The following is a 25,860-nucleotide window of genomic DNA, read 5'->3' as shown; positions in this document are numbered from 1 at the left end:
AAAATATGGATTTTTTGATGGTCTCCTAGGCGATGCCTGATAGAAATAGAAATCTCAAGCAGTCTTTTCAAGTTAGATGATGGTCAGACTTACAAAAAGTCATTTCACCATTTCTTGCATATTCCGTGGCGAATTGCAGACAATTTCCATATAAAAAAGCAAAAATGGCAGACCCTCCGGGCCTGCCATCACCAAAACTGTGCACGTAAATTATGTCTAGAAATCCGCTGTCACCGAAAAACTCCAGCTACGTGCGGGTACAAACGTATATTGATCAAAGGCTACACCCTTGCTATTAGGGGCGATGGAAGTAACGTCTTGCTTATCAAACAAATTATTGATACCAAACTGCGTTCTCACATTTTTCAGCATCAAGCCTTCTGTTTTGAGGCGATAGCCAACCGTCAAATCTGTCGTCGTATAAGCAGCTATTTTGTAGGCAGCAGGTTCACCATCCTTGGCATATTGCTGGCCCGTGGTTTTCGCAATCAATGAGCCATACAAGCCATTGGCTTTGTACAATACACCTAAAGCAGACGTAGATTCTGGTGCTTTGGCGACTTGCAAGCCTGTATCTTTTGCCTTGGCACTATTCAAAGAGGCATTTGCATGCAGGGAAAAACCGCTGCCCAGGTAATACGTGGCAGCAGCTTCTATGCCTTTATAGATAACGCCGCCCTGGTTGTAATACACCACATCATTGCCCGTACCAGTAGAAGCAATCTTGTTATTGAAGTCTATGTAATACACATCAGCATCGAGACTCAGGTCTCTGGATTGATGGACCACACCCAGTTGATAATTGGTGGATGTCTGAGGCTTGGGTGTACTCAGGCTGGGTGTGTTGACATAGAACATGGACAAATCAGGCGCCAGGAAACCACGGGCGATTTGTGCATAGGCAGATAATTCCTTGTTGACACTGTAATTAGCAGTCAGGAAAGGCAAGGTCGTCGTATAGGTTTGCTCGGCTGTGGTGGGGATGCGTGTGGTTTGGTTGACTTTGGCATCGAGCGAGCGCTGGAAGCTCACATATTTCAAGCCTGGGGTAATCGTCAAGTCTGGCATGGCTGCCCATTCAAATTCGACAAATGGCTGGTATTGCCTCCAGTTGGAACCCTGCTCATACGAAACATTTTTGGGGGCAGTGGCTTCCTTGGGATTGGCTGCGCCCAGGGTCCAGTCGAGGTCATAGGTATGGCGATTGGTACTGGCATTTTCCAGCCAGATACCGACGCGCAGCAAGCCTGCATCAAGTTGATTGCTGGCCTTGAGGATATCGCCATTCACACGGTAAGCATTGAGCTTGTTGTAACCAGGAACATTCAGATTGCCTGTAACGCCAGACTTGGTACCATTGACAGTCGCACCACTGGCGTCCTGGCCAGAGTAAGTATCATTGGTATAGGAGTAAGTGTAGAGGGTATTGTCGATAGCCCAGTCCGCCAGTTTTGACTGCAGGCGTATGTAATCAAAATCCGTGTTTTTGTTATTGAAGTTATAGCCGTAGAAATTCTGGCTTTTAGGATCATTATTGAGTGCATAGTTTTTGCCGAATTGCGCCACCTGGCTCAAGGTCACACCACCTTTGTCCGGAACATAACTGGTGATCTTGTTGAAGGTGGAAAACACTGTCAGCGTGGTATCCTTGCCCAGGCTGCGCTGCAGTTTGAATTGGTAATTGTCTTCTGTCACACCGCTATACGTCAGATAGCCATCTGTGGTCAGACGCGAGCCATTGAACATGAAGCGGGTATCACCAAAATAGGAACTGATGCCACTGTCAAGTTGCACGCCCAGCATCCTGGTGTTCCATGAACCAAAGGTGGCATAGGGCGTGAAATGAAAATCATGCGACAACTCTTTGGAGTACAGATTGATGGAACCGCCAAAGGTCGCCTGCCCCAGATTGCTGGCATTGCCCGGGCCGCGTTCTATGACCATGCCACCGATGATGCGGGCAGGGAAATACGAAGTCGAATGATGCGTAGGATTATTGGTGTCACCGAAAGGAATACCATCATAAGTCACATTGTATTCACCATCTTGAAAACCACGCAGTGTCACCTTGGTTTCTGCCAGGCCAGGGCCATTTGGAGAAACACCCGCACCTATGCTGGGTGCAATGCGTGCCACGGCATTAAAGTCCGCCAGCGGCGTCACCGATTGTTCTATGAAAGTAGCCGTGATGACAGACTGAGGCTGGGTCGCTTTCAATGAAGTTTGTACTGGTGCCCGGTTACCAACAGAAGAACCGGTGATGACCACGCGCGATTTGATCGCATCAGCATCCAGCGCAGAACTGGATTCTTGTGCAACTTCGCTAGTTGCTGCAGTTTGTGCCTGGGCATTGTGTTGTGCCATGCAAGCCAGGGCCAGTAAAACTTGCGCTGTCATAATATGCATGGAAAATTGAACTTGCTTGCGTGTCATCATTTGCCTTCCGATGTACTTGGTGGGTAGAAAACCCGCAAGTGTAGAAAGACCGTATGACAGGATGGTGTAAGCAGCATGACTGTTTCATGACACGACAACATATCCTGGGATAAAAAGGTAAAAAATCTTGAACTGCTTTGAAATTCCAGTTTATGCAAGGCGGAGCGTTGTATCGTCTTGGTCCTGGTCTATGCCAGATATATAAAAATTATCTTAAAAAATATTTACTACTTATAATAAGTTTAAGTGCGCATAAGTTGATGCACCACCTGGTTTCAAGTACCCGCTCAGAAATGAAATATTAATAAAAAATTTATACAAAATATTAATTTTCAACACCTGCAAATGCAACACATTGCGGTAAAGCTGCTGCGCTTTGATATGGAGTGTATGAATGGCTGCAATTCGGATACCTGGCATGACACTGGTACTGCTACTGTGCCTGACACCTGCGCATGCCGACCAGCAGGCAGCAGAAAAATGGTTGCGTGAAGAATTCAAAGTATCAAGCTTGTCCGCCTCTCAGCAAATCGAAGAAATGCAGTGGTTCATCGCCGCGGCCGACAAACTGAAACGGGCAGGTGTCAGCGAAATCAGGGTAGTTTCTGAAATCATCGATACTCATGCCTATGAATCCACCGTCCTGGCAAAAGCTTTTTTTGAAATTACCGGCATCAAGGTCGCCCATGAAACCATGCCGGAAGGTGACCTGGTGGAACGTCTGCAAAAAGCCATCTATGCCGATAAGAGCGTCTATGATGGCTGGATCTCGGACTCTGACTTGATAGGCACCCATTATCGTTACGGTGTCATAGAAGCGCTCTCTGATTACATGAAAGGCAGGGGCAAGGAATTCACCAATCCCGGCCTGGACCTCAAGGATTTCATAGGCACCAGTTTTACTACTGCGCCCGATGGCAAGCTCTACCAATTGCCTGACCAGCAATTTGCCAATCTCTACTGGTTCCGTGCGGACCTGTTCGACCGCAAGGATTTACAAGAGCAATTCCGGCAAAAGTATGGCTATGAACTGGGCGTGCCGCAAAACTGGTCTGCCTATGAAGACATAGCTGAATTCTTCAGCAAAGACGTGAAAACCATTAATGGCAAGCCCATTTATGGCCATATGGATTATGGCAAACGCGATCCCTCCCTGGGCTGGCGGTTTACCGATGCCTGGTTATCCATGGCAGGTGCGGCAGACCGCGGCATACCGAATGGTTTGCCAGTCGATGAATGGGGCATACGCGTGGCCAGCGACAAATGCACGCCGGTAGGTGCCAGCGTTGCCAGGGGTGGTGCCACCAATTCACCGGCGGCTGTGTATGCACTCAGCAAATACCTGGAATGGCTGAATAAATATGCACCGCCGCAAGCCCGGCAATTGAATTTTACCGAGGCCGGGCCAGTCCCCGCGCAGGGCCAGATTGCCCAGCAAATATTTTGGTACACCGCTTTCACGGCATCCATGATCAAGACAGACTTGCCAGTCATGAATGCTGACGGCAGCCCAAAATGGCGCATGGCCCCTTCACCCCACGGTGCTTACTGGAAAACCGGCATGCAAAATGGTTACCAGGACGTCGGCTCCTGGACCTTATTCAAATCAACGCCAGAACATCGCAAAGCTGCTGCCTGGTTATATGCTCAGTTCGTCACCTCAAAAAGCGTCTCGCTGAAAAAATCCATCGTCGGCCTGACCTTCATACGCGAATCCGATATACGTCATGAGTACTTCACAAAAAATGCCTATCGTTATGGCGGCCTGATCGAGTTCTACCGCAGCCCGGCCAGGGTTGCGTGGACACCGACCGGGAATAATGTACCGGACTATCCCAGACTGGCGAGTTTATGGTGGAGCAATCTCGCCCCCGTAGTGCAAGGAGAGATCAGCCCACAAGCCGCACTCGATAAACTGGCCGGACAAATCGACCAGGTCATGGCTGAACTGCAAAGCAAGGGCATGAGAAATTGTCCGCCCAAACTCAATCCTGTGCGGGATACCAGCAAGTATCTCACCGATAAGGGCGCACCCTGGAAAAAAATGGCAGTTGAAAAACCCAAGGGTGAAACCATCGCCTACGACAAATTATTGCAAGCCTGGCGTGAAGGTCGTGTCAAATAATATCCACTACGGATCAAACTGGTGATGGATAGAGAAATGAGAGGAAAACAGTGTTCCTGCGTAAAAATCTGAGCCTGATTACCGTCACGATACTGATCGTGTCGGCCATTCTGGCACAGTCCTACTGGAGTGCTCAGCAAGACAAGGAGTTGACGCTGGAAGCAGAACGCAGCAATGCCCATGTGGCGGTGCGTCTGCTCGAGGAGCATGTCGCCCAGACCATGCAGGACGGTGTACAAAAACTCGATACTGCGGCCATTGCTGCCGCTTCTTTTACGGATGTCGGCGTCGATGTCCAGCACTTCCTCGATAATTATGATGCCCAGGATTACCGTTATATCAAGGCTCTGCGCTATATCGATCTGGATGGTAATAGCTGGGTCAGTTCCCCTGATTTTCCATCGCATCAGATGGCAGTCGCGGACAGGGATGACATCCATTTCCTCATGCAGCATCCCGAGCATAAAGAAGTCGTCATCGGCAGCCCTTATGAAAGCCGCTACGATAGCCAGCTGGTGTTGCCGATTGCACGCAATGTGTTTGACAAACGGGGCAGGCAGGTGGCGATGATCAGCACGGATCTGCGCATTGCCTATTTTGCCGAGCTGTATGCGAATGTGGCAAAAGAAAATAATGCCATGCTGGCCCTGATCGCCAATGCAGGTTTTGTCATCGTTCGCTCTCCTTTTGAAGCACGCTATGTGAACCGCGATATCAGCAAGGAGCCCGCGACAAACAGGCTGTCCAGCGAAGATAAGGAAGGCAGCTTCACAGACCCGGATTGGCTGGACGATGAATTTGAACGCCTGTATGCCTATCGCAAAGTCAACGGTTTCCCGCTCAGCGTGGTGTATGGACGTGATATAGAAAGCATATTGGCTCCCTGGTATCAGCGCCTGCAAACCAGGATCATGTTCACCACCGTGGTCGTGTTACTACTGCTCTGTGTCATGGCCATACTGGCCCGGCAATTTCATAAATTGCGGTTGTCGGAAGCCACGCTCAGGAACGCCGAATATAAATTCTCTGAAATTTTTGAACGCTCACCACTGGCTATTTCTCTGGTCAATCTGCACACCAGGAAAATTGATGCTGTCAATGATGCCTGGATAAGATTATTTGGCTACCGTCACGATGACATCGTCGGTGCCGGTGAAGAATACCAGAAATATTTTTGGGTAGATAAAGAGGAGATGCGCAAGTTTATCGCGCTCTTGCGTACTGAGCCTCAGGTAGATCATTTCCAGGCCAGGTTCAGGCATGCCGATGGCAGCATCAGGGTCTGCCTGCTGTCCTCACGCACCTATATGTCTGATGGTGAAGAGCGCTTTATCATCACCCCTCAGGACGTGACACGCCAGCTCGCAGCAGAACAGGACTTACTGAACCTGAATGCCTCGCTCGAAGACCGGGTTGCCAGGCGCACGGAAAACCTGGAGCGCTCGAATGCAGAGCTGGCAGAAGCCCTCAATTCCCTGCAACTCATGCAAGGAGAATTAATACGGCAAGAGAAACTGGCCTCGCTGGGTTCACTGGTGGCTGGCGTCGCACATGAGCTCAATACGCCCATAGGCAATAGTGTCACAGTTGCCAGCACCTTGCAGGACCAGGCCAGGACACTGCAAGGCGAATTGCAACAAGGGACGATCAAGCGCAGTGTCTTCAATGCCTTTCTTGAGAGCAGCATTTTTGGTTCTGAGGTTTTGCTACGCTCCTTGCAGCGCGCTTCTGAATTGATACGCAGCTTCAAGCACGTAGCAGTCGATCAGTCCAGCGATATGCGCAGGCAATTTGAGTTAAGCCAGGTGATCGAAGAAATCTTGCTGACCAACTCATCCCTGTATGCCAAGACCGGCTTTGAAATGCAAACCCGGCTACAGGCAGGTATCCAGATGGATAGTTTCCCTGGGGCCTTTGGGCAAATCATAGGGAATTTTTTGACCAATTCCATCAAGCATGGTTTTGATGGCCGAGTTACAGGTGTCATGCAACTGAGCACCACATTGATAGACCAGCATCATGTCAAGCTGGAATTCATGGATGATGGCGCTGGCATCGCCAATGAACATCTGTCAAAAGTCTTTGACCCATTCTTCACGACCAAATTCGGCCAGGGTGGTTCTGGCCTGGGCATGAATATCGTCTATAACCTGGTGACCAAAATACTGGGTGGAAAAATACAGGTGCAAAGCGACACCGGCCAGGGCTGCTGCTTCACTGTCATCGTGCCTTTAAGCGCACCAGATACAGAGGAAAAAATCAGGCCACAGTCTTAGTCCTGAAAGAAGGCAGGGACTGTGGCGGTATAGCGTAAAGTGGATACTCCAGCTTTATTTATTTGTTGCTACACTCCGTTTTCTTGCCCTGCATGCGGCATTCAGTGATGAGCTTGCCCTGCTTGTTCCAGGCCTGGACTTTCCAGCTTTGCTGCTCACGCTCCATGGTCATGAAACCAACTTCATTGGAGTTGCTGAAGTAATCCAGCTTCGCCTCAGTATACGGCGTGGAATTCGCTGCCAGCGGCACAGGTAGTGGCGTATCAAGGGAAGAGCCACCATTGCCGGAGACAAATTGCACTGGATGATCTGTACTGAAAGTCAGGGCTTCAAACAAATGCACATGGCCGGACAAGGTCGCCTGTACTTTAGAGGGGAACAGACGCGTGGTGTTCAAGGTTTGCATAATGTCTTGCATGGCAAGATTGCCAGGGAAGATATTCAGCGGGCCGTCTTTCTTACGTTCGGCAGCAAAGGCCAGCACAGGATGGTGGTCTATGAAGATATTGAAATCTGCATTTTCTGCCAGCGTGTTGACGGTCTTGAACTGCTCCATATAGGACTGGTAAGCCACATCAGTTTTTGCCAATGGCTTGATAGGTACTTTGGCAGAGTCGAAAATGATCAGTTGCGCCTGCTCGCTACCTATGCGCCCCAGCGGCACGGCATAAGGGTCGCTATAGTCGCCACGAATGTCATTTTCTTCATCTACACAGTCACGCCCTCTCTTCAAAGGACGCGGGTCCATCAGACGCCACCAGCCCTGGCCTGCGCGTACACAGGTTTCATGATTACCGCGCACGACTACCCAGGGTGCCGCCTTGAGCAAAGCCTGTGCGGGTGTGAAAAAATCTGCCTGCCAGGTATCCCAGCCATAACCCCAGGGGCTGCCTGCACATTCCTTATTCCCTTCAGGGCAGGCATTTTCGCGGTAGTGATAATCACCGACATGCACGACCAGGTCAGGTTTGAAGCGTGCTGCGGTTTCCACCATTTCGCGAAAAGCCCATTTCTCGCTGTCATTACAAGACTGGAAGTAATTGTCACCCACTTTAAGACGGCAACCGGTATCGCCAATGACAATGATTTTTTGCGCGATAGGTTTGGGGATAGGTAAATCCCGTCCGCCGACACTGGCTGTTTTGGTAGCAGGCAGCAAGGGTGCTTCACAAGTCAGCACAGGGAAAGCGGAAGGCTTGCTGTCTTCCTGCTTGCTAGCTGTCTTGCGCAAAGGCAGGGTGCTTGCTCCAGCCCTATGGTTCATCGCCACCATGTTGCCATCCTGCACCAGGGAAGGACAGATATTGTCTGTCGTGACAGCACGGGCTATGGCCTGGCCATTTTCGCCTAGCACTACCCAGGCAGCCTGTATTTTTGCATCGTGTTGTGTAGTCAGGCTGCTACAGGCCGCCAGCAAACTGCTGATGGTCAGCACTGTGAGCCTTTGCAGCCCGGGCATCTTGTTGAATCCCATGTTTTTCCCCTGTATTTACTTCAATCCCAAAGCTTCATAGGCCAGCCGCTTGAAATCAAAAGAAAACGGATGCCAGAAACTCATTAATCTTTGTGTCATCAATATCCCGGCGATATTGTGACGTGGTGATATCCACCAGTGTGTACCAGCAATACCGCCCCATTCAAACTCGCCTAGCGATGCTGGCGGATCTATGGATGAAGGCTTAAGCGTTACCGCACCACCCAGGCCAAAGCCCTTGCCGGGTACATCACCCACGCCAGGAAAAGCTATGCCTGTACCAACGGGTAAATGGTTTTGCATCATCAAGCGGATTGTTTCTGGCCTCAGCAAGGTGTCGCCTTCAGGCATGAAGCTGCGCATCAGTGCCAGCATATCCTGCATGCTCGATACCAGGCCACCACCGCCGGACAGGCGTGCCACTGGCGTCACGAAAGCGCCGGGGTAAGGTGATTTGTCGAGTTTGCGCAAGCCACGCTGCAGGATATTTTGCGGGTCAGTACCGGCATAGTAAGAAGCCAGCCTGTCCAGTTTATGTTCAGGCACGACAAAGCTCGTGTCATGCATGGCCAGGGGATTGAGTATGCGCAATTGCAGGAAGCGGTCAAAGCTCATGCCACTGACCACTTCGACCAGGCGTGCCAGTACATCGGTGGCTATCGAATATTCCCAGGCTTCACCAGGATGAAAACTCAGTGGCAATTCTGCCAGCACATCCATCATCTCTGCCAGGGTAGTGAAGGCATTCATGACTCGCTTTTCATTGTAGGCCTTGTACATGACCGTGCCATGATCCAGCAGACCATAACTGAGACCGGCGGTATGGCAAAGCAAATGCCTGATCGTGATCTTGCTGCGTGCCGGTTCGGTATCGTCAATACGGGTCGCACCGGGTTTGAGTACCTGCAAGTGTGCGAGCTGGGGCAGGAATTCTTCTGCTGGCTGGTCTAATTCGAGTTTGCCATCTTCCATCAACAACAAGACTGCCACCGAAGTGATCAGCTTGGTATTGGAAAACACGCGAAACAGATGATCATCGCGCATAGCCGTCTGGCTCTCGCGGTCGGCCCAACCTGTGCAGTGCTGGTGCACCAGTTCACGCCCGACCAGCACCGCAGTCGAGACACCGGACAGGATTTGCCTGTCCACATATTTTTGCATTGCTGCGTTAACTGCGTTGAAATCGTAAGTCATTTGCTAAATGCTGAAAGCGACAAAGCATATATCCTACCCTCAACTCAACATATACTGCCAGCTAAAGAAGACTGTTAATCCAGCGATGATGGTTGCCAGTTGATGTTTTGTAACTACACACAGCAAGGCTGCCACAGTTGCCGCCACCAGTTGCGGATTGCGCCAGCTCAATTCCAGCTCCTTGCCATGCGGCGACAAGATCATGGGGACGATGATGGCAGTCAGCACCGTCACAGGCACAAACTCCAATGCCTTTTTGAGGTTACCGGAAAATGCCACGCGGTCACCGAGTATGAAGATCAGGGCTTTCACCAGAAAGGTGATGACAGCCATGCCAAGGATGGTCAAAGTGATATTCATGCCTGCTCCGCGGTGATTTGTTTTTCCTTATTATCTTGTCTGGTGAAGCGCGATGCCAGCATACCAGTCGCCACCCCCAAGGCAATCGCTACCAACAAACCCAGCTTATAGGGCAGGTGTTGCAAGGCATAGGCGGTGCTGCCAGCGGCGATGGCGGCCAGCAAATGCGGGCGCTTGAACAATTGCGGCACGACTATCGCAATAAAAGTTGCCACCATGGCAAAGTCCAGGCCCAGGGTCTGCAATTGCGGGAATATTGCTCCAAACATCAGACCTATCAGCGTCCAGACTTGCCAATTGGCATACATGGACAAGCCCGACCCCAGGAAATACCAGTGCCCCAGGGCATCTTGCGGATGCTGGCGGTAATAGCCGTCAACCACGGCAAAAGTTTCATCCGTCAACAAGAAGCCCAGCCCCCAGCGCCAGCGCCGGGGCAGATGCCTTACGTGTGGCATGAGGGCTGCCGCATACAGCATGTGCCGCAAATTAACGATAAAAGTCGCCAGCCAGATCACCAGCATGCCAGTGTGGCTGGCCATCAGACCAGTAGCAATGAACTGGCTGGAGCCGGCAAACACCGCCAGCGACATCATCTGCCCCTGCCAGGCTTGCATTTGTGCGGTAGCAACCAGGGTGCCAAAGATCATGCCGAAAGGGGCTGCACCGACCAGCATGGGGACGGTGTCGCGGATACCAGTGGTGAAGTGCTTCATTCTTGTGGAGGGGGGCATGGGGTGATTCCATATTGCATTGCGATTGAATGGGATCTTGCCTGTTAATTGGGGATGGGGCTTGTACGTTCTTGCGGTTTGGGGGCGTTATTTGAAATAAGCTTTCGACTATCTAAAACGAAGCTAGATTCACAATTATCCAGCAGCAATCTCAAAAACGTCATTCCAGCGTGCTTTTGGCTGGAATCCACCGGGCTGGCGCTCCAGCGGCGTTCGCGGCATATCGTGAACTACATTAATTCAGATTCGTGATGTTTTACGCATCTATTTTTGAATGACTTTTATCAGTCATTCACGATTGCAGGCCGGGGGTAGCCCGGCAGCTACTCCCTTTTCTTGCTTTCGCCAAGAAAAGGAAGCAAAAGAAGGCGCCCCAGGCATCGTCGCCCCCTGAAGGGGGTGCCCGTTTGTGCAGTACAAAAAATGGGAATATCCGAAACTCGCCTGCAGCTCAGACAACGGCTCTTCTTTTTCCATTTTCTGTACTGCACAAACGGCGCCGACACATGGGAACTGCGAAAGTCAAAAGCAAAGGTCAACAATAACCCCAACGTCAATATGACCGCTAATTGCTTTACTTAATACACGACTGATCAAACCGCCAAAATCCACTCAAACCCGCCATCTCCCAGGCGCCACTCCAAACGCCCGTTTAAAATGCCGCGTGAAATGACTCTGATCCGCAAACCCTGTCATGGTCGCAATCTCAGTCACAGTCAGATTCTGCCGCAACAAACTCTGGGCGCGGTTCAGTCTCAGTTGGTTACGCCATGCATGTGGTGGCATGCCAGTCATGCGGGAAAACAGACGGGCGGCGTAGAAACTTGACAGGCCTACCTCTTGCGCCAGTTCGGTCAGGCTGATTGCTATGCTGAGATCTTCACTCAGCCGGGATTTCATCATTTCCACCCTGACAGTGTCTGGCAAGATGGCTTGTACAGTGGGCCGGGTGCGGGCGTAGCGCGACAGCATCAGGGCAAAGCCTGCGGTCAGGGCGTTTTCGGCGGCAAGTGGATCACTACCGGCTTCCAGCAGGCGATGCGCAAAGGCCAGTTGAGCGGATACTTCGGCATCCTCAATTACGCCATCCGGCAACCACGGGACACCGACTGTGCTGCCTGCCATGTCGTTGGCGAGTTGTTGCATCCACTCAACCGAGGGGTAAAAGGCGCGGTAAGCCCAGCCATGCTCAGTTGCTCTCTCGCCGGTATGCACTTCACCGGGGTTGATGGCAGCGATGCAGCCAACAGAAGCCAGGCAACGGCTGCCGCGATAACGGTAGGTCTGCGCGCCTGACTGTATGACGGGGATGGAAAAGCCTTCATGCCAGTGCGGAGCAAACTCTTGCGCGAAGTATTCCGCCGTCAGCAACTCAGCATCCGGCAGCAGCGGGCTGCGCCAGAAACGGGCGTCGTCGCGGAAGGTGGCTGGTTTTTCCATACACAAAAAGATGCTGTAAAGGTTTGATTATTAAGGGCTATTCTATACTTAGTCAGTTAATCCTACATTCAGCACCACCATACATTTGCCTGAAAACAATTCATCCACAGAATTTTGTATGCAGTCTCGTAAGCGGTTTTTTTTCTGATGCTGGAAAACAACGCAAAACAGTCACATGAAAAATTTAAATGATTTCTTCCAATTTGATATCAGGCAAACAAATTCCATCTTGTGCCAAATGATAAATAGATTTTGAATTTGCGCAGAGCTGCCACTTATAATGATGGGCAAATGTCCAGCATGTCGCCAGCGTGATGTGCAGTCAGGGACTTACTCTCTACTCTAAAAGATCAAACACCGGATGGAAAGGTCAAAGTGACTTCTGCTGCTTCACCCATATTGCCCAGGCTGGAACTGAGCGACATTTGTAAACGCTATCCGGCGGTCATCGCCAATGATGGCGTCAGGCTGCAAGTGGCCCCGGGTGAAATTCATGCCGTGCTGGGTGAGAATGGTGCGGGCAAATCGACGCTGATGAAAATCATCTTTGGTGCCGTCAAGCCTGATTCGGGCACGGTACGCTGGAATGGCCAGGAAGTCAGAGTGGCGACACCGCAGGATGCGCGCAAGCTAGGCATCGCCATGGTGTTCCAGCATTTTTCTCTCTTCGATACCCTGACCGTGGCCGAGAATATTGCCCTGGGCCTGGACCAGCATGTGAATATGCTGGAACTGGCCGAGCAAATCGCCCAGACTGGCGAAAACTATGGCCTGGAGCTGGAACCGCACCGCCATGTGCATACCTTGTCTGTCGGTGAAAGGCAGCGTGTGGAAATCGTGCGTGCCTTGCTGACCAAGCCACAATTGCTGATACTTGATGAACCAACTTCAGTATTGACGCCGCAAGCCGTACAAAAACTGTTTGTCACCCTGCGCAAGATTGCCGCTGAGGGTTGCAGCATCCTGTATATCAGCCACAAGCTTGATGAAATCCGTGAGCTATGTCATAGCGCCACCGTCATGCGTGCGGGCAAGGTCACCGGGCATTGCGACCCGGCACAGGAAACTGCTGCCAGCCTGTCGCGCATGATGATAGGCGAGGATTTACCGCCATCGGCACATACTGAGCCCGTGACCCTGGGCGAATCTCGCTTGCTGATCAGCCAGTTGAGCCTTCCGAAGGCACATGCCTTTGCCACGGCCCTGGAAGACATACAGCTGGAATTGTTTGGTGGTGAAATCGTCGGCATCGCCGGTGTATCTGGCAATGGCCAGCAAGAATTGCTGGCTGCATTGTCAGGCGAAGACAGGCGCGCCGCGCCACAAATGATAGAGCTCAAAGGCAAGCCCGTTGGCAATCGCGGCCCTGAGAGCAGGCGCAAGCTGGGCCAGAGCCTGGTGCCGGAAGAGCGCCTGGGCCGGGGGGCTGTCCCCGAGATGAGCCTGACTGCCAATATGCTGTTGTCGCACCAGCATGAACCCTTCGTCAACAAGGGCATGATCAGTTTTCGCCATACGATACAGGCGGCGGCAGACATCATCGCCCGCTTCCGCGTCAAGGCGGGCGGGCCTGAGTCACTGGCGCGCAGCCTGTCAGGTGGCAATCTGCAAAAGTTTATTGTTGGCCGTGAAATCACGCGCCGGCCAGATGTCTTCATCGTCGCCCAACCCACCTGGGGGGTCGATGTGGGTGCGGCAGCACAAATCCATGATGAGATACGCAAGCTCAAGCAGGCTGGTTGCGCAGTATTGGTGATCTCGGAAGAACTCGATGAATTGTTTGAATTATGTGACCGCATGCATGTCATTGCCAAGGGCCGTTTGTCGCCTTCGATAGCAACTGCGAGCGCGACCAGGGAAAAGATAGGATTGTGGATGAGTGGTTTGTGGGAAGAATGGACAACGGCAGAAACCGTGTCCCTGGGTAAAGCTGGTGGCAGCCGCAAGAAAAGAAATGCGCAAAATGAGCGGGGCGAGCATGCTTAAGCTGGAATTGCGTGCCGCCAGCTCGCGCAGCATGGCGTACTTTTCTCCTGTGCTGGCCTTGTTGTTGACCATCTTTTTCGGTGCCCTGTTATTCATGGCACTGGGCAAAAACCCCTGGACTGGCCTGCAGGTATTTTTAATAGAACCTATACGCAACAAGGCAGCCATCGCCGAACTATTGCTGAAGACCACGCCGCTGGTCTTGTGCGCACTGGGGCTGTCGGTCTGTTACCGCGCCAATGTCTGGAACATAGGTGCCGAGGGGCAGTTGATCGCCGGTGGCCTGGCCGCTGGCAGCACCATATTATTTTTTGATACTGGCACGCCAGGTTTGTCGGGTGGCATGGTCTTGCTGCTGGCAACTTGCGCGGGTGTACTTGGTGGTGCTTTGTGGGCGTCCATCACTGCCTTGCTGCGTGACCGCTTCAATGCCAATGAGATTTTGGTATCGCTGATGCTGACTTATATCGCGCAATTGCTGCTGATGTATGCCGTCAACGGCCCGTTGAAAGACCCGCATGGCATGAACTTTCCGCAGTCCAAGGTGTTTTCCAGTGATTACCTGTTACCACATCTATTCTCGGGCAGCCGCCTGCATATAGGCTTTATCGTCATGCTGGTCGCCAGTGGCTTGATGACAGTGTTTGTGTATCGCAGCTTTGCTGGTTACCGCTTGACTGTCGGTGGGCTGGCACCGCTGGCAGCGCGTTATGCAGGTTTCTCCAGCCGCCGTGCCTTGTGGACCTCCTTGCTGATCTCCGGTGGTTTCGCTGGCATGGCGGGTGCTTTTGAAGTGGCCGGACCCATAGGTCAGGTCTTGCCTTCCATCTCGCCGGGTTATGGTTTTGCTGCCATTATCGTGGCCTTCATAGGTCGCTTGAATCCCATAGGCACTATCTTTGGTGGTCTGGTGCTGTCGCTGTTTTATCTCGGTGGTGAGATGGCGCAATCGCGCCTGGGCCTGCCTTCTGCCATCACTGGCCTGTTCCAGGGCATGCTGCTGTTTTTGCTGCTGGCTTGCGACACCCTGATCAATTACCGCCTGCGTTGGCAGAAATAAGCGAACATGGAAAATTTTGCTGCACTTATCGCCGCCTCCATCAATTCCGGTACACCACTACTGATCGCAGCCCTGGGCCTGTTGATCAATGAACGTGCAGGCGTGCTCAATCTTGGTGCCGAGGGCATGATGCTGGTGGCTGCCATCACCGGTTTTGCCGTGGCCCACCAGACCCATATGCCCTGGCTGGGTTTTGTCGCAGGCGCCGTTGCTGGCATGTTGATGGCCACGCTGTTTGCCTGGCTGGCACTGGTGCTGGTGACCAACCAGGTGGCAACTGGCCTGGCACTCTCTATCTTTGGTGCTGGCCTGTCGGCCTTCATAGGGCAGTCTTTCGTTGGGCAGTCCCTGCCTGCGGGGCCGCATGGCATACCGTTTTTATCGGATATCCCTTTCCTTGGCAAAGCCTTGTTTGACCAGCATCTGGCGGTGTATTTTGGTCTTTTACTATGCGGCGGCATTATCTGGTTCCTGTACCGTAGCCGCGCTGGCCTGGTATTGCGGGCCGTGGGTGAATCACCGGAATCTGCGCATGCGCTGGGTTACCCGGTGCGTAAGATACGTTATCTGGCCTTGCTGTTCAGCGGTGCCTGTTGCGGTATCGCTGGCGCTTATCTGTCTGTTGTCTATACACCGATGTGGGTAGAGGGTCTGGTCGCAGGGCGCGGCTGGATCGCCCTGGCATTGACGACGTTCGCCACCTGGCGTCCGGCACGGGTCTTGCTGGGTGCTTTACTGTTTGGCAGCGTGACGATTTTGCAGTTTCATTTCCAGGCGATAGGCATTGCTATCCCATCGGAAATTTTATCCATGCTGCCCTATCTGGCAACGATTATCGTGCTGGTACTGATCTCGCGTAATCCTGACTGGATACGCCTGAACATGCCTGCCTCCCTGGGTAAGCCTTTCCGCCCAGGGTCTGCGTAATCAGATATCTATGTAATTTGCTGTGCGTTTTTTGATTAACACTGAAAATCAAACCAAGGAAGCTATCCATGAAAATCACTCGCAGAAAAACCCTGGCAGCCGCGCTGTCCCTGGCTATTGTCGGTCTTGCTGGTTGTGGCCAGAAAGAAGAAAGCAAATCCGCCAGCGCCAGTGCAGCAGCGCCTGCGCCAGCCAGCAGCGCTGCAGGACCAGCGGCAGCAGCAGCCGAGCCTTTGAAAGTCGGCTTCATCTATGTAGGCCCGGTGGGTGATGCAGGCTGGACTTATGCCCATGATGCTGGCCGCAAGGCAGTGGAAGCCAAGTTTGGCGACAAGGTCAAAACCACTTTTGTCGAGAACGTGCCAGAAAGCGCAGCAGATGCAGAGCGCGTGATCCGCGACCTCGCCAATCAAGGTAACAAGGTCATCTTTGGCACCACCTTTGGCTATATGGAAGCCATGCTGAAAGTCGCCAAGGATTTCCCGGATGTGAAGTTTGAACATGCGACTGGCTACAAAACTGCCGACAACCTGGCGCAATATGATGTGCGCACGTATGAAGGTGCTTATCTCGCTGGTGTAGCTGCAGGCAAGTTGAGCAAGACTGGCAAGCTGGGTGTGGTTGCCTCCATCCCTATCCCTGAAGTGCTGCGCAATATCAATTCCTTCACCCTCGGTGCCCGCTCAATTAACCCCAAGGCCACCACCAGGGTAGTCTGGGTCAATAAATGGTTTGACCCAGGCAAGGAGCGCGAAGCCGCCACTACCCTGATAGGCCAGGGTGTCGATGTGCTCATGCAAAATACCGACTCAGCCGCGGTCGTGCAAACCGCGGAAGAAAAAGGTGTCTACGCTTTTGGCTGGGACAGCGATATGAGCAAGTTCGGCGCTAAAGCCCACCTGGCGGCATCGGTTATAGACTGGGGCGTGTACTACACCAAGCGCGTCGATGAAGTGCTCAACAAAACATGGAAATCAGACACCACCTGGTGGGGCCTGAAAGAAAACATGATAGACCTGAAAGCCTTCAACGCCAGCCTGTCAGACGAAGTCAAAAAACTCATCGCCGACAAACGCCAGGGCGTCATCGACGGCACAGGCCCGATCTGGAAAGGTCCTATCAAGGACAATACCGGCAAGGAAGTGCTGGGCAAAGATGCGGTGGCAGATGACAAGTTCTTGCATGACATCAAGTTTTATGTGGAGGGTGTGGAGGGGAAAGTGCCGGGTTGATTTAGGGCGCCAATACAAAATTGATCTGTAGGTTGGGCCGGGCCTCGCTAGGCTACGTTTTATCAGCCCAACACTCGGCGCTTAAATAGCGTATACGTTTGCAGATGCCCAGTGTTGGGCTGATACCCCGTAGCCCAGCGAGGCCCGGCCCAACCTACATCTTTTTTACACCATCACCTTGGCCGAAGCCTCGGCCACTATCCGTCTCAACCACTGCACCTCTGCGGCCGCATGCGCGCGCTCATGCCAGAGCATGTAGAACTTCATCTTGGGTACGGTGATCGGCATGGGCAAGACTTCTATCGGCCAGTCTCTGGCGCATTGCACGGCAAAACTGCGGCTGGTGGTGAAGATCAGGTCGGTGCGTGAGAGTACGTAAGGAACCATGCCAAAGTAAGGGATGGTCATTTGTATCTTGCGCTTCAAGCCCTGTTCCGCAAGTGCGCTATCGATGATGCTGCGGTGGCCCATCATATAAGGTGTGGGGGCCAGGTGGGCCATTTCCAGATAGTATTTGATCGACAAGCCCTTGCTGACGACCGGGTGTTTGCGATTCACCATGCAGACCACTTCATCTTCAAACAATTGCGCCAGATGCAGGTGGGGTGGCAGGTCGGGCCAGTTGCCGATGACGCAATCGAGCTCACCACTTTCCAGGCCAGCAGCATAATCAAAACCGGCATTCAGGGCATGTACAGTCAAACCTGCATTGGGTGCCTGCTCACGCAGCTTTTCTATGATCAGGGGAATCAGCAAGGCGCTCAGGTAATCCGGTGCGCCGAGCTGAAAGATGCGCTGGCTTGAGGCAGGCATGAATGCCGGTGCCGGGCTGGCGATGCTTTCCAGCACATTCAAAGCCTGGCGCGCCAGCAATAAGAGTTCTTCACCCCGCTCAGTCGCGGTCATGCCATTCTTGCCGCGTACCAGGATGGCATCCCCGGTGATTTCACGCAGGCGCTTCAGCATATTGCTGATGGCGGGTTGTGATTGTCCCAGCTTCATGGCGGTGCGGGTGACGCTGCGCTCAGTCAGCAGGGTATGCAAGACGCGCAAGAGATTGGTGTCGAGCTGATCCATCAAACGCTGGTTCATGCTACTACCTCTGGCAAAGCCAATACATCACCATCGACAAACACCAGCATCTGGCCAGATGCACACTGGGTCCAGCTTTCATTGGTGGTCAGTGGTTCGGTGACGATGATGGCGACCTTGTCGGCAGGCGTAGTGACCTGAGAAAAATCGACGGCCACGTCTTCATCCGTCAAGGCAGCGGTACTGAAAGGATGCTGGCGCACGATGTAGTAAAGCTTGGTCGAACAATGGGTGAACAGGGCTTCACCATTCGACAGCATCATATTAAAAGTGCCATAAGTGGCAATCTCTGCCGTGATCTCTTGCATGAACTGCGCCAGTTGTTGCACCGATGGCAATTGCTCGCCAAAGTGACGGCGCATGCGTTGCAGCAAATAACAGAATGCTCTTTCGCTATCAGTATTACCAACCGGCTGGAAGCTGCCATCCAGCACGGGTGCAAATTCTTTCAAATCACCATTATGGGCAAATACCCAGTAACGCCCCCAGCATTCACGCACGAAGGGATGACAGTTTTCCAGGCTGACCTGGCCCTGGGTAGCCTTGCGGATATGGGCGATGACATTCCTGGACTTGATGGGATAGCGCTTGATCAGCTCGGCCACCGGCGATTCCACCGCTGACTGGTGATCGACAAACAGGCGCACGCCACTGCCTTCAAAGAAAGCGATGCCCCAGCCGTCCTTGTGCTCGTCCGTCAGACCGCCGCGTGTTGCAAACCCGGTAAAACTGAAGACAATATCAGTCGGGGTATTGCAGTTCATTCCTAGTAATTGACACATGATGCATATAGTGAAAACAGTTTGTCCATACCTTAACATAGGCAAACCCGCTTATTATTCCCATCTTTATAAGATTTTTGAGTTTGCTTATGTTATTTGCCGTCAGATTTACCGACAAAACAACGATGCGCCATGTCCGCACTGAATATATGGCTGCCCACATAGACTGGCTGGCAGCGCGCCAGACGCAAATCAAGGTAGCAGGATCACTGCGCCATGATGCCAGTGAACACCCCATAGGCGCTTTATGGATCATAGAAGCCCAGGACAAGGCCGAAGTGGAAAACCTGTGGCAAACTGACCCTTTCTGGGTCCATGGCATGCGTGAAAGTGTGGAAATTTTGCAATGGTCCAAGGCCTTTCCAGACGTCATCGCCGAAATCTGAGGCTGCCTCCGGGGTTTGATACCATGCCTGTGGTAAATGTTTTACATTTTGACCGTAGACTAAGCCCCTATTGAAGCAGATAATATTTCCCACAAGACCTGATTGCAGGTGAATAAAGGATGGATAATCATGCAAAACTTCAGCACTGACGCCTTATTGCTGGCAGTCCCTGAATTAAAGGATGTTGCGCCCAAACATTACCCTGAGCTGGTGTTACTGGCGGCGCAGAAAACCTTCAAGACGCGCAAGCCACTCTGGCGTGAATTCATGACGGGTTTGACAATATTCGCAGCAATTTATCTGTCTAACCGCATCGCTGCCCCAGACTCGATATGGATAAGCTGCGTGCTGACTGTAGGCCTGGCTCTTGTTTCCATGTTTGCGATTGATCTGGTGTACTTCCGCAAGTTAAAGCCAGCGATCATAGACCGCCTCGCCAAGATCAAGCTTGGTACAAAAGAATAAGCGCAGCCCGGGTATCAAGTCTTAGGTTTTTATGGCAAACACTTTTTGAAACTCACGTTTGCCCTTGCTGGTCAGTGCCAGTGCGCGGCTATCGAGATCACGCTCCAGCCAGGCATGGCTGATCAATAAATTCAACAAAGCAGCCCCCAAAGCGCCACCCAGATGCGGAGTGCGCTCACTCCAGTCCAGGCAGGAACAGGCGAAACGCCGCCTGGCCTTGCGGGTAGTGGCAATATCCAGACCCAATTCCTCCAAAGACTTACTGCCTGTTGCCGTCAACTCATAGGCAGTTTCTTCACCGTCCACCGGCCTGATCCAGGCTTGCTGCATCAGATAATCATGCACCCCCACCGCCACCTCACCCGCCATATGGTCATAGCAGGTACGCGCCTTGCGCAGGCGGTCTGGCGTATTTGGCACAAAGCGTGATCTTGGTAAGCCGGCGATTAACAGCAGCGATTCCAGTGCAATCGCTACTTCATTACTGGCGAGCTGGTAATAGCGGTGCTTGCCCTGCGCCACCACGGTCACCAGATGTTGTTCCAGTAATTTACTCAAATGCACACTTGCAGTGGAAGGGCTGACTTCGGCCACGACGGCCAGCTCAGTACTGGTGCGTGCGCGCCCATCCATCAGGCTGCACAACATGCGGGCACGGGCAGGCTCGGCAATGGCCCCGGCGAGCTTGGCTAATTGGGTATCGGCGTATTCTATATTGGTGTGATTATCTGCATTCATAGTTTGATGGTAGACGAATTGTTCAATGCGAACAAGCCCTATACTGCATTTCATTACTTACTCACCAGTCCTAACCTGCCCTGCTATGACACAGCAAATCACTATATTGAATGCCGCTTGCCACCCTGACCCTTACCCGTATTACGCCAGCCTGCGTACAGGGCCAGCATGGTTTTTTGATGTCGAACTCAAATGCTGGATAGCCAGCCGTGCCGACATCGTGCAGCTGGTGCTGGAATCCCCCGCTTGCGCTGTCAGGCCAGTTACAGAACCTGTACCCCGTAATATTGTGGGTGGTACAGCGGGAGAAATATTTTCAAACCTGATACGCATGAATGAAGGCCAGGCCCATGCCCTGCCTAAACAGGTAATACAAAGCTCACTGCGCAAGCTGGACTTGTCTGGCATCGCCGCCTATACGCAGCAACATGCGACCCAACTCGCGAGCGCATATGATGTACGAACAGGAGATGGGCTGACACAATATCTGTTCGCCTTGCCCATCCATGTCATGGGCAGCGTATTGGGATTTGCAGAAGAAGCCCTGCCCGCTCTGGCAAGCTGGATGGCAGATTTCGTGCGCTGCCTCTCCCCCTTGAGCACGGCAGAACAAATCGATGCCGCACATGTGGCTGCAAAGGCTTTGCAAAATAGTTTTCGCCAACTGCTGCAAGACAGTCAGGCGAAACCAGATGGATTTCTGGCAGGTCTGCAAAGCGAAGCGGAACAACTAGGCTGGCAGCATGCTGATGGCATCTTGTGCAATCTCATCGGCTTGTTATCGCAGACGTATGAAGCAACAGCGGGTCTGATGGGTAATAGCATCATCGCCTTACAGCAACAACAAGGCCTGTTGCAGAAGCTGCGTGAAGAATCAGCCAGTCAGCCACAGAGAATAAAAGACCTGATTGCAGAAGTAGCCCGCTACGATGCACCGGTACAAAACACCCGCCGCTTCGTCACACAGGCATGCGAAATTGCAGGGCAGGCTTTGCAAGCTGGTGAGGTAATCGTGGTTTTTCTGGCAGCCGCCAATCGTGATGCGTCAGCCAACCATGATGCAGACAGTCTGCAACTGGACAGACCTGACCGCAAGGTATTCAGCTTTGGCCATGCGCGCCATGCCTGCCCCGGACAGCCGATTGCCGAACAGATCAGCGCCAGCAGTCTTCACCATTTGTTAGCTGCCTCCGAGCTTGGATGGCATAGATTGAGCTGGACTTATCGCCCTTCCCTGAATGGCCGCATTCCGGTATTCAATCATCATAGGGGTCTGTCATGACTGAGGTCTGCATTGCCGGAGGCAAGAAAAACAATCCTGCTACAGAACTTGCGTTGTTGCTCGCACTTTCTACCTTGTGGGGGGCGTCATATACCTTTATCAAAATTGGTGTTGTGACTATCCCGCCTATGAGTTTTATCGCGGCGCGCACCTTGATTGCCAGTGCTTTGTTGTTGATGATCATGCGCTGGCGCGGAATCCGTCTGTCACGCGACACAGTCGTATGGCGCCGTTTCATGGTGCAGGCATTGCTGAATAGCGTCATGCCATTTACCCTGATTGCATGGGCAGAGCAGTCAGTCGATGCCGGTCTCGCCACTATCCTGAATTCTGGCGCACCCATTCTGACGTTTCTGGGAACATGGATGATCACCCGACATGAATCCGTCACTGCCCGCAAGCTGTTTGGTATCGTCACGGGACTGGCAGGAACCTGCCTCATCATCGGCATGGAAGTCTTGCATGGCCTGGGCGAACAATTGATGCCACAACTTGCCATTGTCCTGGCCACTGTCTGTTATTCATGTGCCGCCATCTACGGCAAGAATTTTAAAGGCCTGGACCCGATGCAGCCCGCTGCCGGATCGTTGATCTGCGGCGCAGCCGTCATGCTGCCTTTAAGTCTGCTGCTTGATCACCCATGGACAATCACGCCTTCGCATGCATCGGTCTTTGCCTTGCTTGGACTTTCCGTATTTTCGACAGCGCTGGCATTAGTTATTTATTTTCGCCTGATGCGAACTCTGGGTTCCGTCGGCACGACTGCCCAGGCATATTTACGCGTGCCGATTGGTGTCCTTATCGGTGTGGGCGTCTTGCAAGAAAACATGACACCTACCGTCTGGACAGGTTTGGCCTGCGTGGTAGCTGGCGTGGCGGCGATGACCATCCCGGCACGCGTTGCCATACCTGTCAAAATAGAACCTCTCAATCAGATACCCCATAACAATCAGGAGACACCATGATCGCCGTTATATTTGAAGTCATCCCCCATGCAGACAACAAGCAGGAATACCTGGACATCGCCGCCGGACTGGCCCCCTTGCTAAAGGAGATGGATGGATTCATCTCGATAGAGCGTTTTCAAAGTCTGGTTGATCCTGCCAAGATTTTGTCGCTGTCTTTCTGGCGTGATGAAGCTGCTGTCGCCAACTGGCGCAATACCGAAGAACACCGGGCTGCGCAGTCACAGGGACGTGGTCACATCTTTGCGGGCTACCGTTTGCGCATCGCATCTGTCGTGCGTGACTATGGTTTACTGGAGCGCGAACAGGCACCGGCAGACAGTCGTCATGTACACGGTTGACACTCATAAGTGCACCCCAGATTTATGACGTAGTATGCCGCCAGACCAGCAGCAATTTTCATCTCAAGAGAGAATATCAACATGTCTGAATTACAGCTCTACCTGAATAAATACTTTTTGACCAAGGCACAATTCGCCGCAGCCTGCGGCATTCCTGAAGCAGAATTAAATGATTTGCTGGCAGCACAGATACTGCCCGGTCCTTCTTATGTCATCTCAGAAAAAGCCACCATTAACTCTGCCGTATTTGGTGAGTCAGATGCTGCCGATACCATAGCTGGTGATTATTTTCGTGCCAGCCATACTGTCTGGTGTGACAGGGCAAAACAATTGGTGGTCGAACACGGCCTGGCCGCAGCATCAGAGAAAATGAAACAAGAATTCATGCGTGACTACATCGCTGCGCTGACTGAATTGAATGCCAGTGTATGGCATATGCAAGACTGCTTCGAACAGGATGGCACGGCAAACGCTGTTGATCTTGTAGAAAATGCAGAATTCCACTGGCAGCATTTCTTGCTGGGCACCTTTGGCATCTGTACTGCGAACCCAGTTTCTGCAACCAAGATTGCGCGCAAAGGCGTTTTGCAGGTAAAGCTGAGCTCCTTGACCGGGAATGGCAGCAAGATGGAATTCAGCCATGCTGAAGCAAACGATATCCTACCCATAATCGATGCCTTTGCGGATGCAGTCATGTGGTTTTCACCGGCTGAGTATGCACGTTCCAGCCGCAAGCGCCTCGTCGATGATATGCGACCGCGTTTGCAAGCTGCCATGACTGCATAAACATGGTCAGGCTGCCAGCCTCACCTGCTACCTGCTCTCTGCTTCTTTTAAAAAATGAGCAGGAGCAGCTTAGGCTTGTAGTCTTATTTACCTATACAAAATCGCGAGAAAATCACGCCCAGCAAATCATCAGAAGTAAATTCACCAGTGATGCTGTTCAAGCGGTCTTGTGTCAGGCGCAGTTCCTCTGCAAACAAATCCAGTGACTGATCATTTTGCGCGGCATACTCTGCGGCGTTTTGCAAATGTTCATGCGCATGCTTGAGAGCAATCAGATGACGTTCACGGGCCAGGTACAGCGATTCACCAGTTTGCTCCCAACCAGCGATACGCAGTAATTCCTTGCGCAGCAAATCTATGCCTATGTGTTCATGTGCTGACAGATAAATATGCGTCGCATCTGACATTTCATCGACGCTGGCATGGTGGCCGGACAAATCTATCTTGTTCCAGATACGTATGACTGGCACGCCATCCGGGAAGCGCGCGACAATAGCCTCATCAGCACGCGTAGGGCCACGGCTGGCATCCAACAGATGGAGGATGACATCGGCCTTGTCGACTTCTGCCCAGGTACGTTCTATGCCTATGCGCTCTACCGTATCGATGGCATTGAGCACTTGGCCTTCTTCAACCTCATCATGCTCATGGCGTATACCTGCAGTATCGATGATATTGAGGGGTATGCCTTCTATATGGATGGTCTCAGTCACTTTGTCGCGGGTGGTACCGGCAATCGGTGTGACGATGGCGACATCATCGCCTGCCAGCACATTCAGCAAAGATGATTTACCGACATTCGGCTGGCCTGCCAGCACCACATTCAAACCAGCGCGCAGCAAGGCCCCCTGGGCTGCCTGCTCAAACACTTTTTGCAGGGCAGCCTGTATGGTGAGCAACTGACCACGGGCATTGGATTTTTCCAGGAAGTCGATTTCTTCTTCCGGGAAATCCAGGGTTGCTTCCACCAGCATGCGCAGGTGCACGACTTTTTCTACCAGTGCATGAATGACTTTGGAAAAAGCACCGGACAGCGATTGCGATGCTGACTTGGCAGCCGCCTCGGTTGAGGCTTCGATCAGATCTGATACCGCTTCTGCCTGCGCCAGATCAAGCTTGTCATTCAAAAAAGCGCGCTGGGTAAATTCACCAGGCTCTGCCAGCCGTAAACCGGCATCCTTGCCCGCTTCCAGGCAACGCGACAGCAGCATTTGCATGACCACAGGGCCGCCATGGCCTTGCAGTTCCAGCACATCTTCACCGGTATAAGAATGCGGTGCCTTAAAATAAATCGCGATGCCCTGGTCAATGACAGTACCGTCAGCCTGGGTAAACGGCAAATAACTGGCATGACGTGGCTTGAATTGGGTAGTGCCAAACAGAGCAGTGACGACAGGCGCAAGGTCCTTGCCGGAAATGCGCACTACACCTATGCCACCACGTCCGGGGGCGGTGGCAATGGCAGCGATGGGAATGGGTTCGTAGATCATGTTGAAATTCTATCTGTGCTTGCACACTATGAGTGCAAATTAGTCTGTTGGTTTGTGACGGAAATGCGACAGGGCGTGTATGAATATCGTAGGTTGGGCCGGGCCTCGCTAGGCTACGGTTTACCAGCCCAACACTCAGCCTCAACATTCGTATACGTTAATTACACGCCCAGTGTTGGGCTGATACCCCGTAGCCCAACCTACGATTTAAAACACAAATGCGACAAGGTTTTGTTTAACAAATCACATCATAAAAAAAGCCCGCAAGCAAACTTGCGGGCTTTCTCAT

Annotated in this window: 22 protein-coding genes; 12 read left to right on the top strand and 10 right to left on the bottom strand. The window is 52.3% G+C overall.

Going from position 1 to position 25,860, the window contains the following annotated elements; all coding sequences use genetic code 11:
• Positions 1-216: 216 nt before the first annotated feature.
• Positions 217-2,397, bottom strand: coding sequence for a TonB-dependent receptor (locus ACO0LC_RS24360; RefSeq protein ID WP_423008034.1), 2,181 nt, complete (start codon positions 2,395-2,397; stop codon positions 217-219).
• A gap of 457 nt (positions 2,398-2,854) precedes the next feature.
• On the opposite strand from ACO0LC_RS24360, the gene ACO0LC_RS24355 reads away from it, so the two are divergent.
• Both ACO0LC_RS24355 and ACO0LC_RS24350 read left to right on the top strand, forming a co-directional pair.
• Positions 2,855-4,561, top strand: coding sequence for an ABC transporter substrate-binding protein (locus ACO0LC_RS24355; protein WP_423008168.1), 1,707 nt, complete (start codon positions 2,855-2,857; stop codon positions 4,559-4,561).
• Between the two features lie 50 nt (positions 4,562-4,611).
• Entirely contained in the window at positions 4,612-6,837 is a 2,226-nt protein-coding gene (locus tag ACO0LC_RS24350) for an ATP-binding protein (RefSeq protein WP_423008032.1), read from the top strand.
• A gap of 58 nt (positions 6,838-6,895) precedes the next feature.
• Here ACO0LC_RS24350 and ACO0LC_RS24345 read toward each other — a convergent pair whose 3' ends face one another.
• The 5 genes from ACO0LC_RS24345 to ACO0LC_RS24325 all read right to left on the bottom strand — a co-directional run bounded on the left by ACO0LC_RS24345 (position 6,896) and on the right by ACO0LC_RS24325 (position 12,039).
• Entirely contained in the window at positions 6,896-8,311 is a 1,416-nt protein-coding gene (locus ACO0LC_RS24345) for a metallophosphoesterase family protein (RefSeq protein ID WP_423008030.1), read from the bottom strand.
• A gap of 15 nt (positions 8,312-8,326) precedes the next feature.
• A complete protein-coding gene (locus ACO0LC_RS24340; protein WP_423008027.1) occupies positions 8,327-9,505 on the bottom strand; it encodes a serine hydrolase domain-containing protein in 1,179 nt (392 codons plus the stop codon).
• Between the two features lie 39 nt (positions 9,506-9,544).
• On the bottom strand, positions 9,545-9,865 hold the full coding sequence (locus tag ACO0LC_RS24335; protein WP_423008025.1) for an AzlD domain-containing protein: 321 nt from the start codon (positions 9,863-9,865) through the stop codon (positions 9,545-9,547).
• Positions 9,862-10,599 (bottom strand): AzlC family ABC transporter permease, encoded by a 738-nt coding sequence (locus tag ACO0LC_RS24330; RefSeq protein WP_423008023.1) that lies wholly within the window; start codon positions 10,597-10,599, stop codon positions 9,862-9,864. The genes ACO0LC_RS24335 and ACO0LC_RS24330 overlap by 4 nt, the downstream gene beginning before the upstream one ends.
• Positions 10,600-11,211: 612 nt before the next feature.
• On the bottom strand, positions 11,212-12,039 hold the full coding sequence (locus ACO0LC_RS24325; RefSeq protein WP_423008021.1) for an AraC family transcriptional regulator: 828 nt from the start codon (positions 12,037-12,039) through the stop codon (positions 11,212-11,214).
• Positions 12,040-12,414: 375 nt separating this feature from the next.
• Between ACO0LC_RS24325 and ACO0LC_RS24320 the strand changes: the two genes are divergently transcribed.
• The 4 genes from ACO0LC_RS24320 to ACO0LC_RS24305 all read left to right on the top strand — a co-directional run bounded on the left by ACO0LC_RS24320 (position 12,415) and on the right by ACO0LC_RS24305 (position 17,244).
• The gene (locus ACO0LC_RS24320; RefSeq protein ID WP_423008019.1) at positions 12,415-14,025 is read left to right on the top strand and encodes an ABC transporter ATP-binding protein; all 1,611 of its coding nucleotides are present in this window, start codon (positions 12,415-12,417) and stop codon (positions 14,023-14,025) included.
• The gene (locus ACO0LC_RS24315) at positions 13,994-15,085 is read left to right on the top strand and encodes an ABC transporter permease (protein ID WP_423008017.1); all 1,092 of its coding nucleotides are present in this window, start codon (positions 13,994-13,996) and stop codon (positions 15,083-15,085) included. The genes ACO0LC_RS24320 and ACO0LC_RS24315 overlap by 32 nt, the downstream gene beginning before the upstream one ends.
• 6 nt (positions 15,086-15,091) lie before the next feature.
• On the top strand, positions 15,092-16,012 hold the full coding sequence (locus ACO0LC_RS24310; RefSeq protein WP_423008015.1) for an ABC transporter permease: 921 nt from the start codon (positions 15,092-15,094) through the stop codon (positions 16,010-16,012).
• A gap of 68 nt (positions 16,013-16,080) precedes the next feature.
• Positions 16,081-17,244, top strand: coding sequence for a BMP family ABC transporter substrate-binding protein (locus ACO0LC_RS24305; protein ID WP_423008013.1), 1,164 nt, complete (start codon positions 16,081-16,083; stop codon positions 17,242-17,244).
• Between the two features lie 165 nt (positions 17,245-17,409).
• On the opposite strand, the gene ACO0LC_RS24300 is transcribed toward ACO0LC_RS24305, so the two are convergent.
• Both ACO0LC_RS24300 and ACO0LC_RS24295 read right to left on the bottom strand, forming a co-directional pair.
• Complete coding sequence (locus ACO0LC_RS24300) at positions 17,410-18,336, bottom strand: LysR family transcriptional regulator (protein WP_423008011.1); 927 nt, start codon at positions 18,334-18,336, stop codon at positions 17,410-17,412.
• A complete protein-coding gene (locus tag ACO0LC_RS24295) occupies positions 18,333-19,118 on the bottom strand; it encodes a class II glutamine amidotransferase (RefSeq protein ID WP_423008009.1) in 786 nt (261 codons plus the stop codon). Before ACO0LC_RS24295 ends, ACO0LC_RS24300 begins: the two co-directional genes overlap by 4 nt.
• An 89-nt stretch (positions 19,119-19,207) precedes the next feature.
• Between ACO0LC_RS24295 and ACO0LC_RS24290 the strand changes: the two genes are divergently transcribed.
• The gene (locus ACO0LC_RS24290) at positions 19,208-19,504 is read left to right on the top strand and encodes a YciI family protein (RefSeq protein WP_423008007.1); all 297 of its coding nucleotides are present in this window, start codon (positions 19,208-19,210) and stop codon (positions 19,502-19,504) included.
• Between the two features lie 129 nt (positions 19,505-19,633).
• A complete protein-coding gene (locus ACO0LC_RS24285) occupies positions 19,634-19,969 on the top strand; it encodes a hypothetical protein (RefSeq protein ID WP_423008005.1) in 336 nt (111 codons plus the stop codon).
• Positions 19,970-19,990: 21 nt separating this feature from the next.
• Here ACO0LC_RS24285 and ACO0LC_RS24280 read toward each other — a convergent pair whose 3' ends face one another.
• Positions 19,991-20,707, bottom strand: a complete 717-nt coding sequence (locus tag ACO0LC_RS24280; protein WP_423008003.1) for an ArsR/SmtB family transcription factor — start codon at positions 20,705-20,707, stop codon at positions 19,991-19,993.
• A gap of 85 nt (positions 20,708-20,792) precedes the next feature.
• Here ACO0LC_RS24280 and ACO0LC_RS24275 point away from each other — a divergent pair, with 85 nt between their 5' ends.
• From ACO0LC_RS24275 to ACO0LC_RS24260, 4 genes are all read left to right on the top strand, one after another.
• Positions 20,793-21,989 carry a cytochrome P450 gene (locus ACO0LC_RS24275; protein ID WP_423008001.1) on the top strand — a complete coding sequence of 399 codons (1,197 nt, stop codon included), beginning with the start codon at positions 20,793-20,795 and terminating at the stop codon, positions 21,987-21,989.
• Entirely contained in the window at positions 21,986-22,954 is a 969-nt protein-coding gene (locus ACO0LC_RS24270; RefSeq protein WP_423007999.1) for a DMT family transporter, read from the top strand. The genes ACO0LC_RS24275 and ACO0LC_RS24270 overlap by 4 nt, the downstream gene beginning before the upstream one ends.
• On the top strand, positions 22,951-23,295 hold the full coding sequence (locus ACO0LC_RS24265) for an antibiotic biosynthesis monooxygenase family protein (protein WP_423007997.1): 345 nt from the start codon (positions 22,951-22,953) through the stop codon (positions 23,293-23,295). Before ACO0LC_RS24270 ends, ACO0LC_RS24265 begins: the two co-directional genes overlap by 4 nt.
• 81 nt (positions 23,296-23,376) lie before the next feature.
• A complete protein-coding gene (locus ACO0LC_RS24260) occupies positions 23,377-24,081 on the top strand; it encodes a DUF6058 family natural product biosynthesis protein (protein ID WP_423007995.1) in 705 nt (234 codons plus the stop codon).
• 83 nt (positions 24,082-24,164) lie between these two features.
• On the opposite strand, the gene mnmE is transcribed toward ACO0LC_RS24260, so the two are convergent.
• Entirely contained in the window at positions 24,165-25,571 is a 1,407-nt protein-coding gene (gene mnmE / locus ACO0LC_RS24255; protein WP_423007993.1) for a tRNA uridine-5-carboxymethylaminomethyl(34) synthesis GTPase MnmE, read from the bottom strand.
• Positions 25,572-25,860 lie beyond the last annotated feature (289 nt).

Origin of the sequence: Undibacterium sp. JH2W, assembly GCF_049340425.1 — a bacterium.
Taxonomy (GTDB): Bacteria; Pseudomonadota; Gammaproteobacteria; order Burkholderiales; family Burkholderiaceae_D; genus Undibacterium.
Note: the sequence above shows the minus strand (reverse complement) of the source record. Positions and strands in the feature narration are given on the sequence as shown.

Excerpts from the sequence above, each read along its gene's own strand:
- ACO0LC_RS24270 (WP_423007999.1), top strand. The coding sequence starts at position 21,986 with ATGACTGAGGTCTGCATTGCCGGAGGCAAGAAAAACAATCCTGCTACA.
- ACO0LC_RS24290 (WP_423008007.1), top strand. The coding sequence starts at position 19,208 with ATGTTATTTGCCGTCAGATTTACCGACAAAACAACGATGCGCCATGTC.
- ACO0LC_RS24315 (WP_423008017.1), top strand. The coding sequence starts at position 13,994 with ATGCGCAAAATGAGCGGGGCGAGCATGCTTAAGCTGGAATTGCGTGCC.
- ACO0LC_RS24340 (WP_423008027.1), bottom strand. The coding sequence starts at position 9,505 with ATGACTTACGATTTCAACGCAGTTAACGCAGCAATGCAAAAATATGTG.
- ACO0LC_RS24300 (WP_423008011.1), bottom strand. The coding sequence starts at position 18,336 with ATGAACCAGCGTTTGATGGATCAGCTCGACACCAATCTCTTGCGCGTC.
- ACO0LC_RS24360 (WP_423008034.1), bottom strand. The coding sequence starts at position 2,397 with ATGACAGCGCAAGTTTTACTGGCCCTGGCTTGCATGGCACAACACAAT.
- ACO0LC_RS24265 (WP_423007997.1), top strand. The coding sequence starts at position 22,951 with ATGATCGCCGTTATATTTGAAGTCATCCCCCATGCAGACAACAAGCAG.
- ACO0LC_RS24345 (WP_423008030.1), bottom strand. The coding sequence starts at position 8,311 with ATGGGATTCAACAAGATGCCCGGGCTGCAAAGGCTCACAGTGCTGACC.
- ACO0LC_RS24295 (WP_423008009.1), bottom strand. The coding sequence starts at position 19,118 with ATGTGTCAATTACTAGGAATGAACTGCAATACCCCGACTGATATTGTC.
- ACO0LC_RS24280 (WP_423008003.1), bottom strand. The coding sequence starts at position 20,707 with ATGAATGCAGATAATCACACCAATATAGAATACGCCGATACCCAATTA.
- ACO0LC_RS24310 (WP_423008015.1), top strand. The coding sequence starts at position 15,092 with ATGGAAAATTTTGCTGCACTTATCGCCGCCTCCATCAATTCCGGTACA.
- ACO0LC_RS24285 (WP_423008005.1), top strand. The coding sequence starts at position 19,634 with ATGCAAAACTTCAGCACTGACGCCTTATTGCTGGCAGTCCCTGAATTA.
- ACO0LC_RS24260 (WP_423007995.1), top strand. The coding sequence starts at position 23,377 with ATGTCTGAATTACAGCTCTACCTGAATAAATACTTTTTGACCAAGGCA.
- ACO0LC_RS24275 (WP_423008001.1), top strand. The coding sequence starts at position 20,793 with ATGACACAGCAAATCACTATATTGAATGCCGCTTGCCACCCTGACCCT.
- ACO0LC_RS24305 (WP_423008013.1), top strand. The coding sequence starts at position 16,081 with ATGAAAATCACTCGCAGAAAAACCCTGGCAGCCGCGCTGTCCCTGGCT.
- ACO0LC_RS24355 (WP_423008168.1), top strand. The coding sequence starts at position 2,855 with ATGACACTGGTACTGCTACTGTGCCTGACACCTGCGCATGCCGACCAG.
- ACO0LC_RS24335 (WP_423008025.1), bottom strand. The coding sequence starts at position 9,865 with ATGAATATCACTTTGACCATCCTTGGCATGGCTGTCATCACCTTTCTG.
- ACO0LC_RS24325 (WP_423008021.1), bottom strand. The coding sequence starts at position 12,039 with ATGGAAAAACCAGCCACCTTCCGCGACGACGCCCGTTTCTGGCGCAGC.
- ACO0LC_RS24330 (WP_423008023.1), bottom strand. The coding sequence starts at position 10,599 with ATGCCCCCCTCCACAAGAATGAAGCACTTCACCACTGGTATCCGCGAC.
- mnmE (WP_423007993.1), bottom strand. The coding sequence starts at position 25,571 with ATGATCTACGAACCCATTCCCATCGCTGCCATTGCCACCGCCCCCGGA.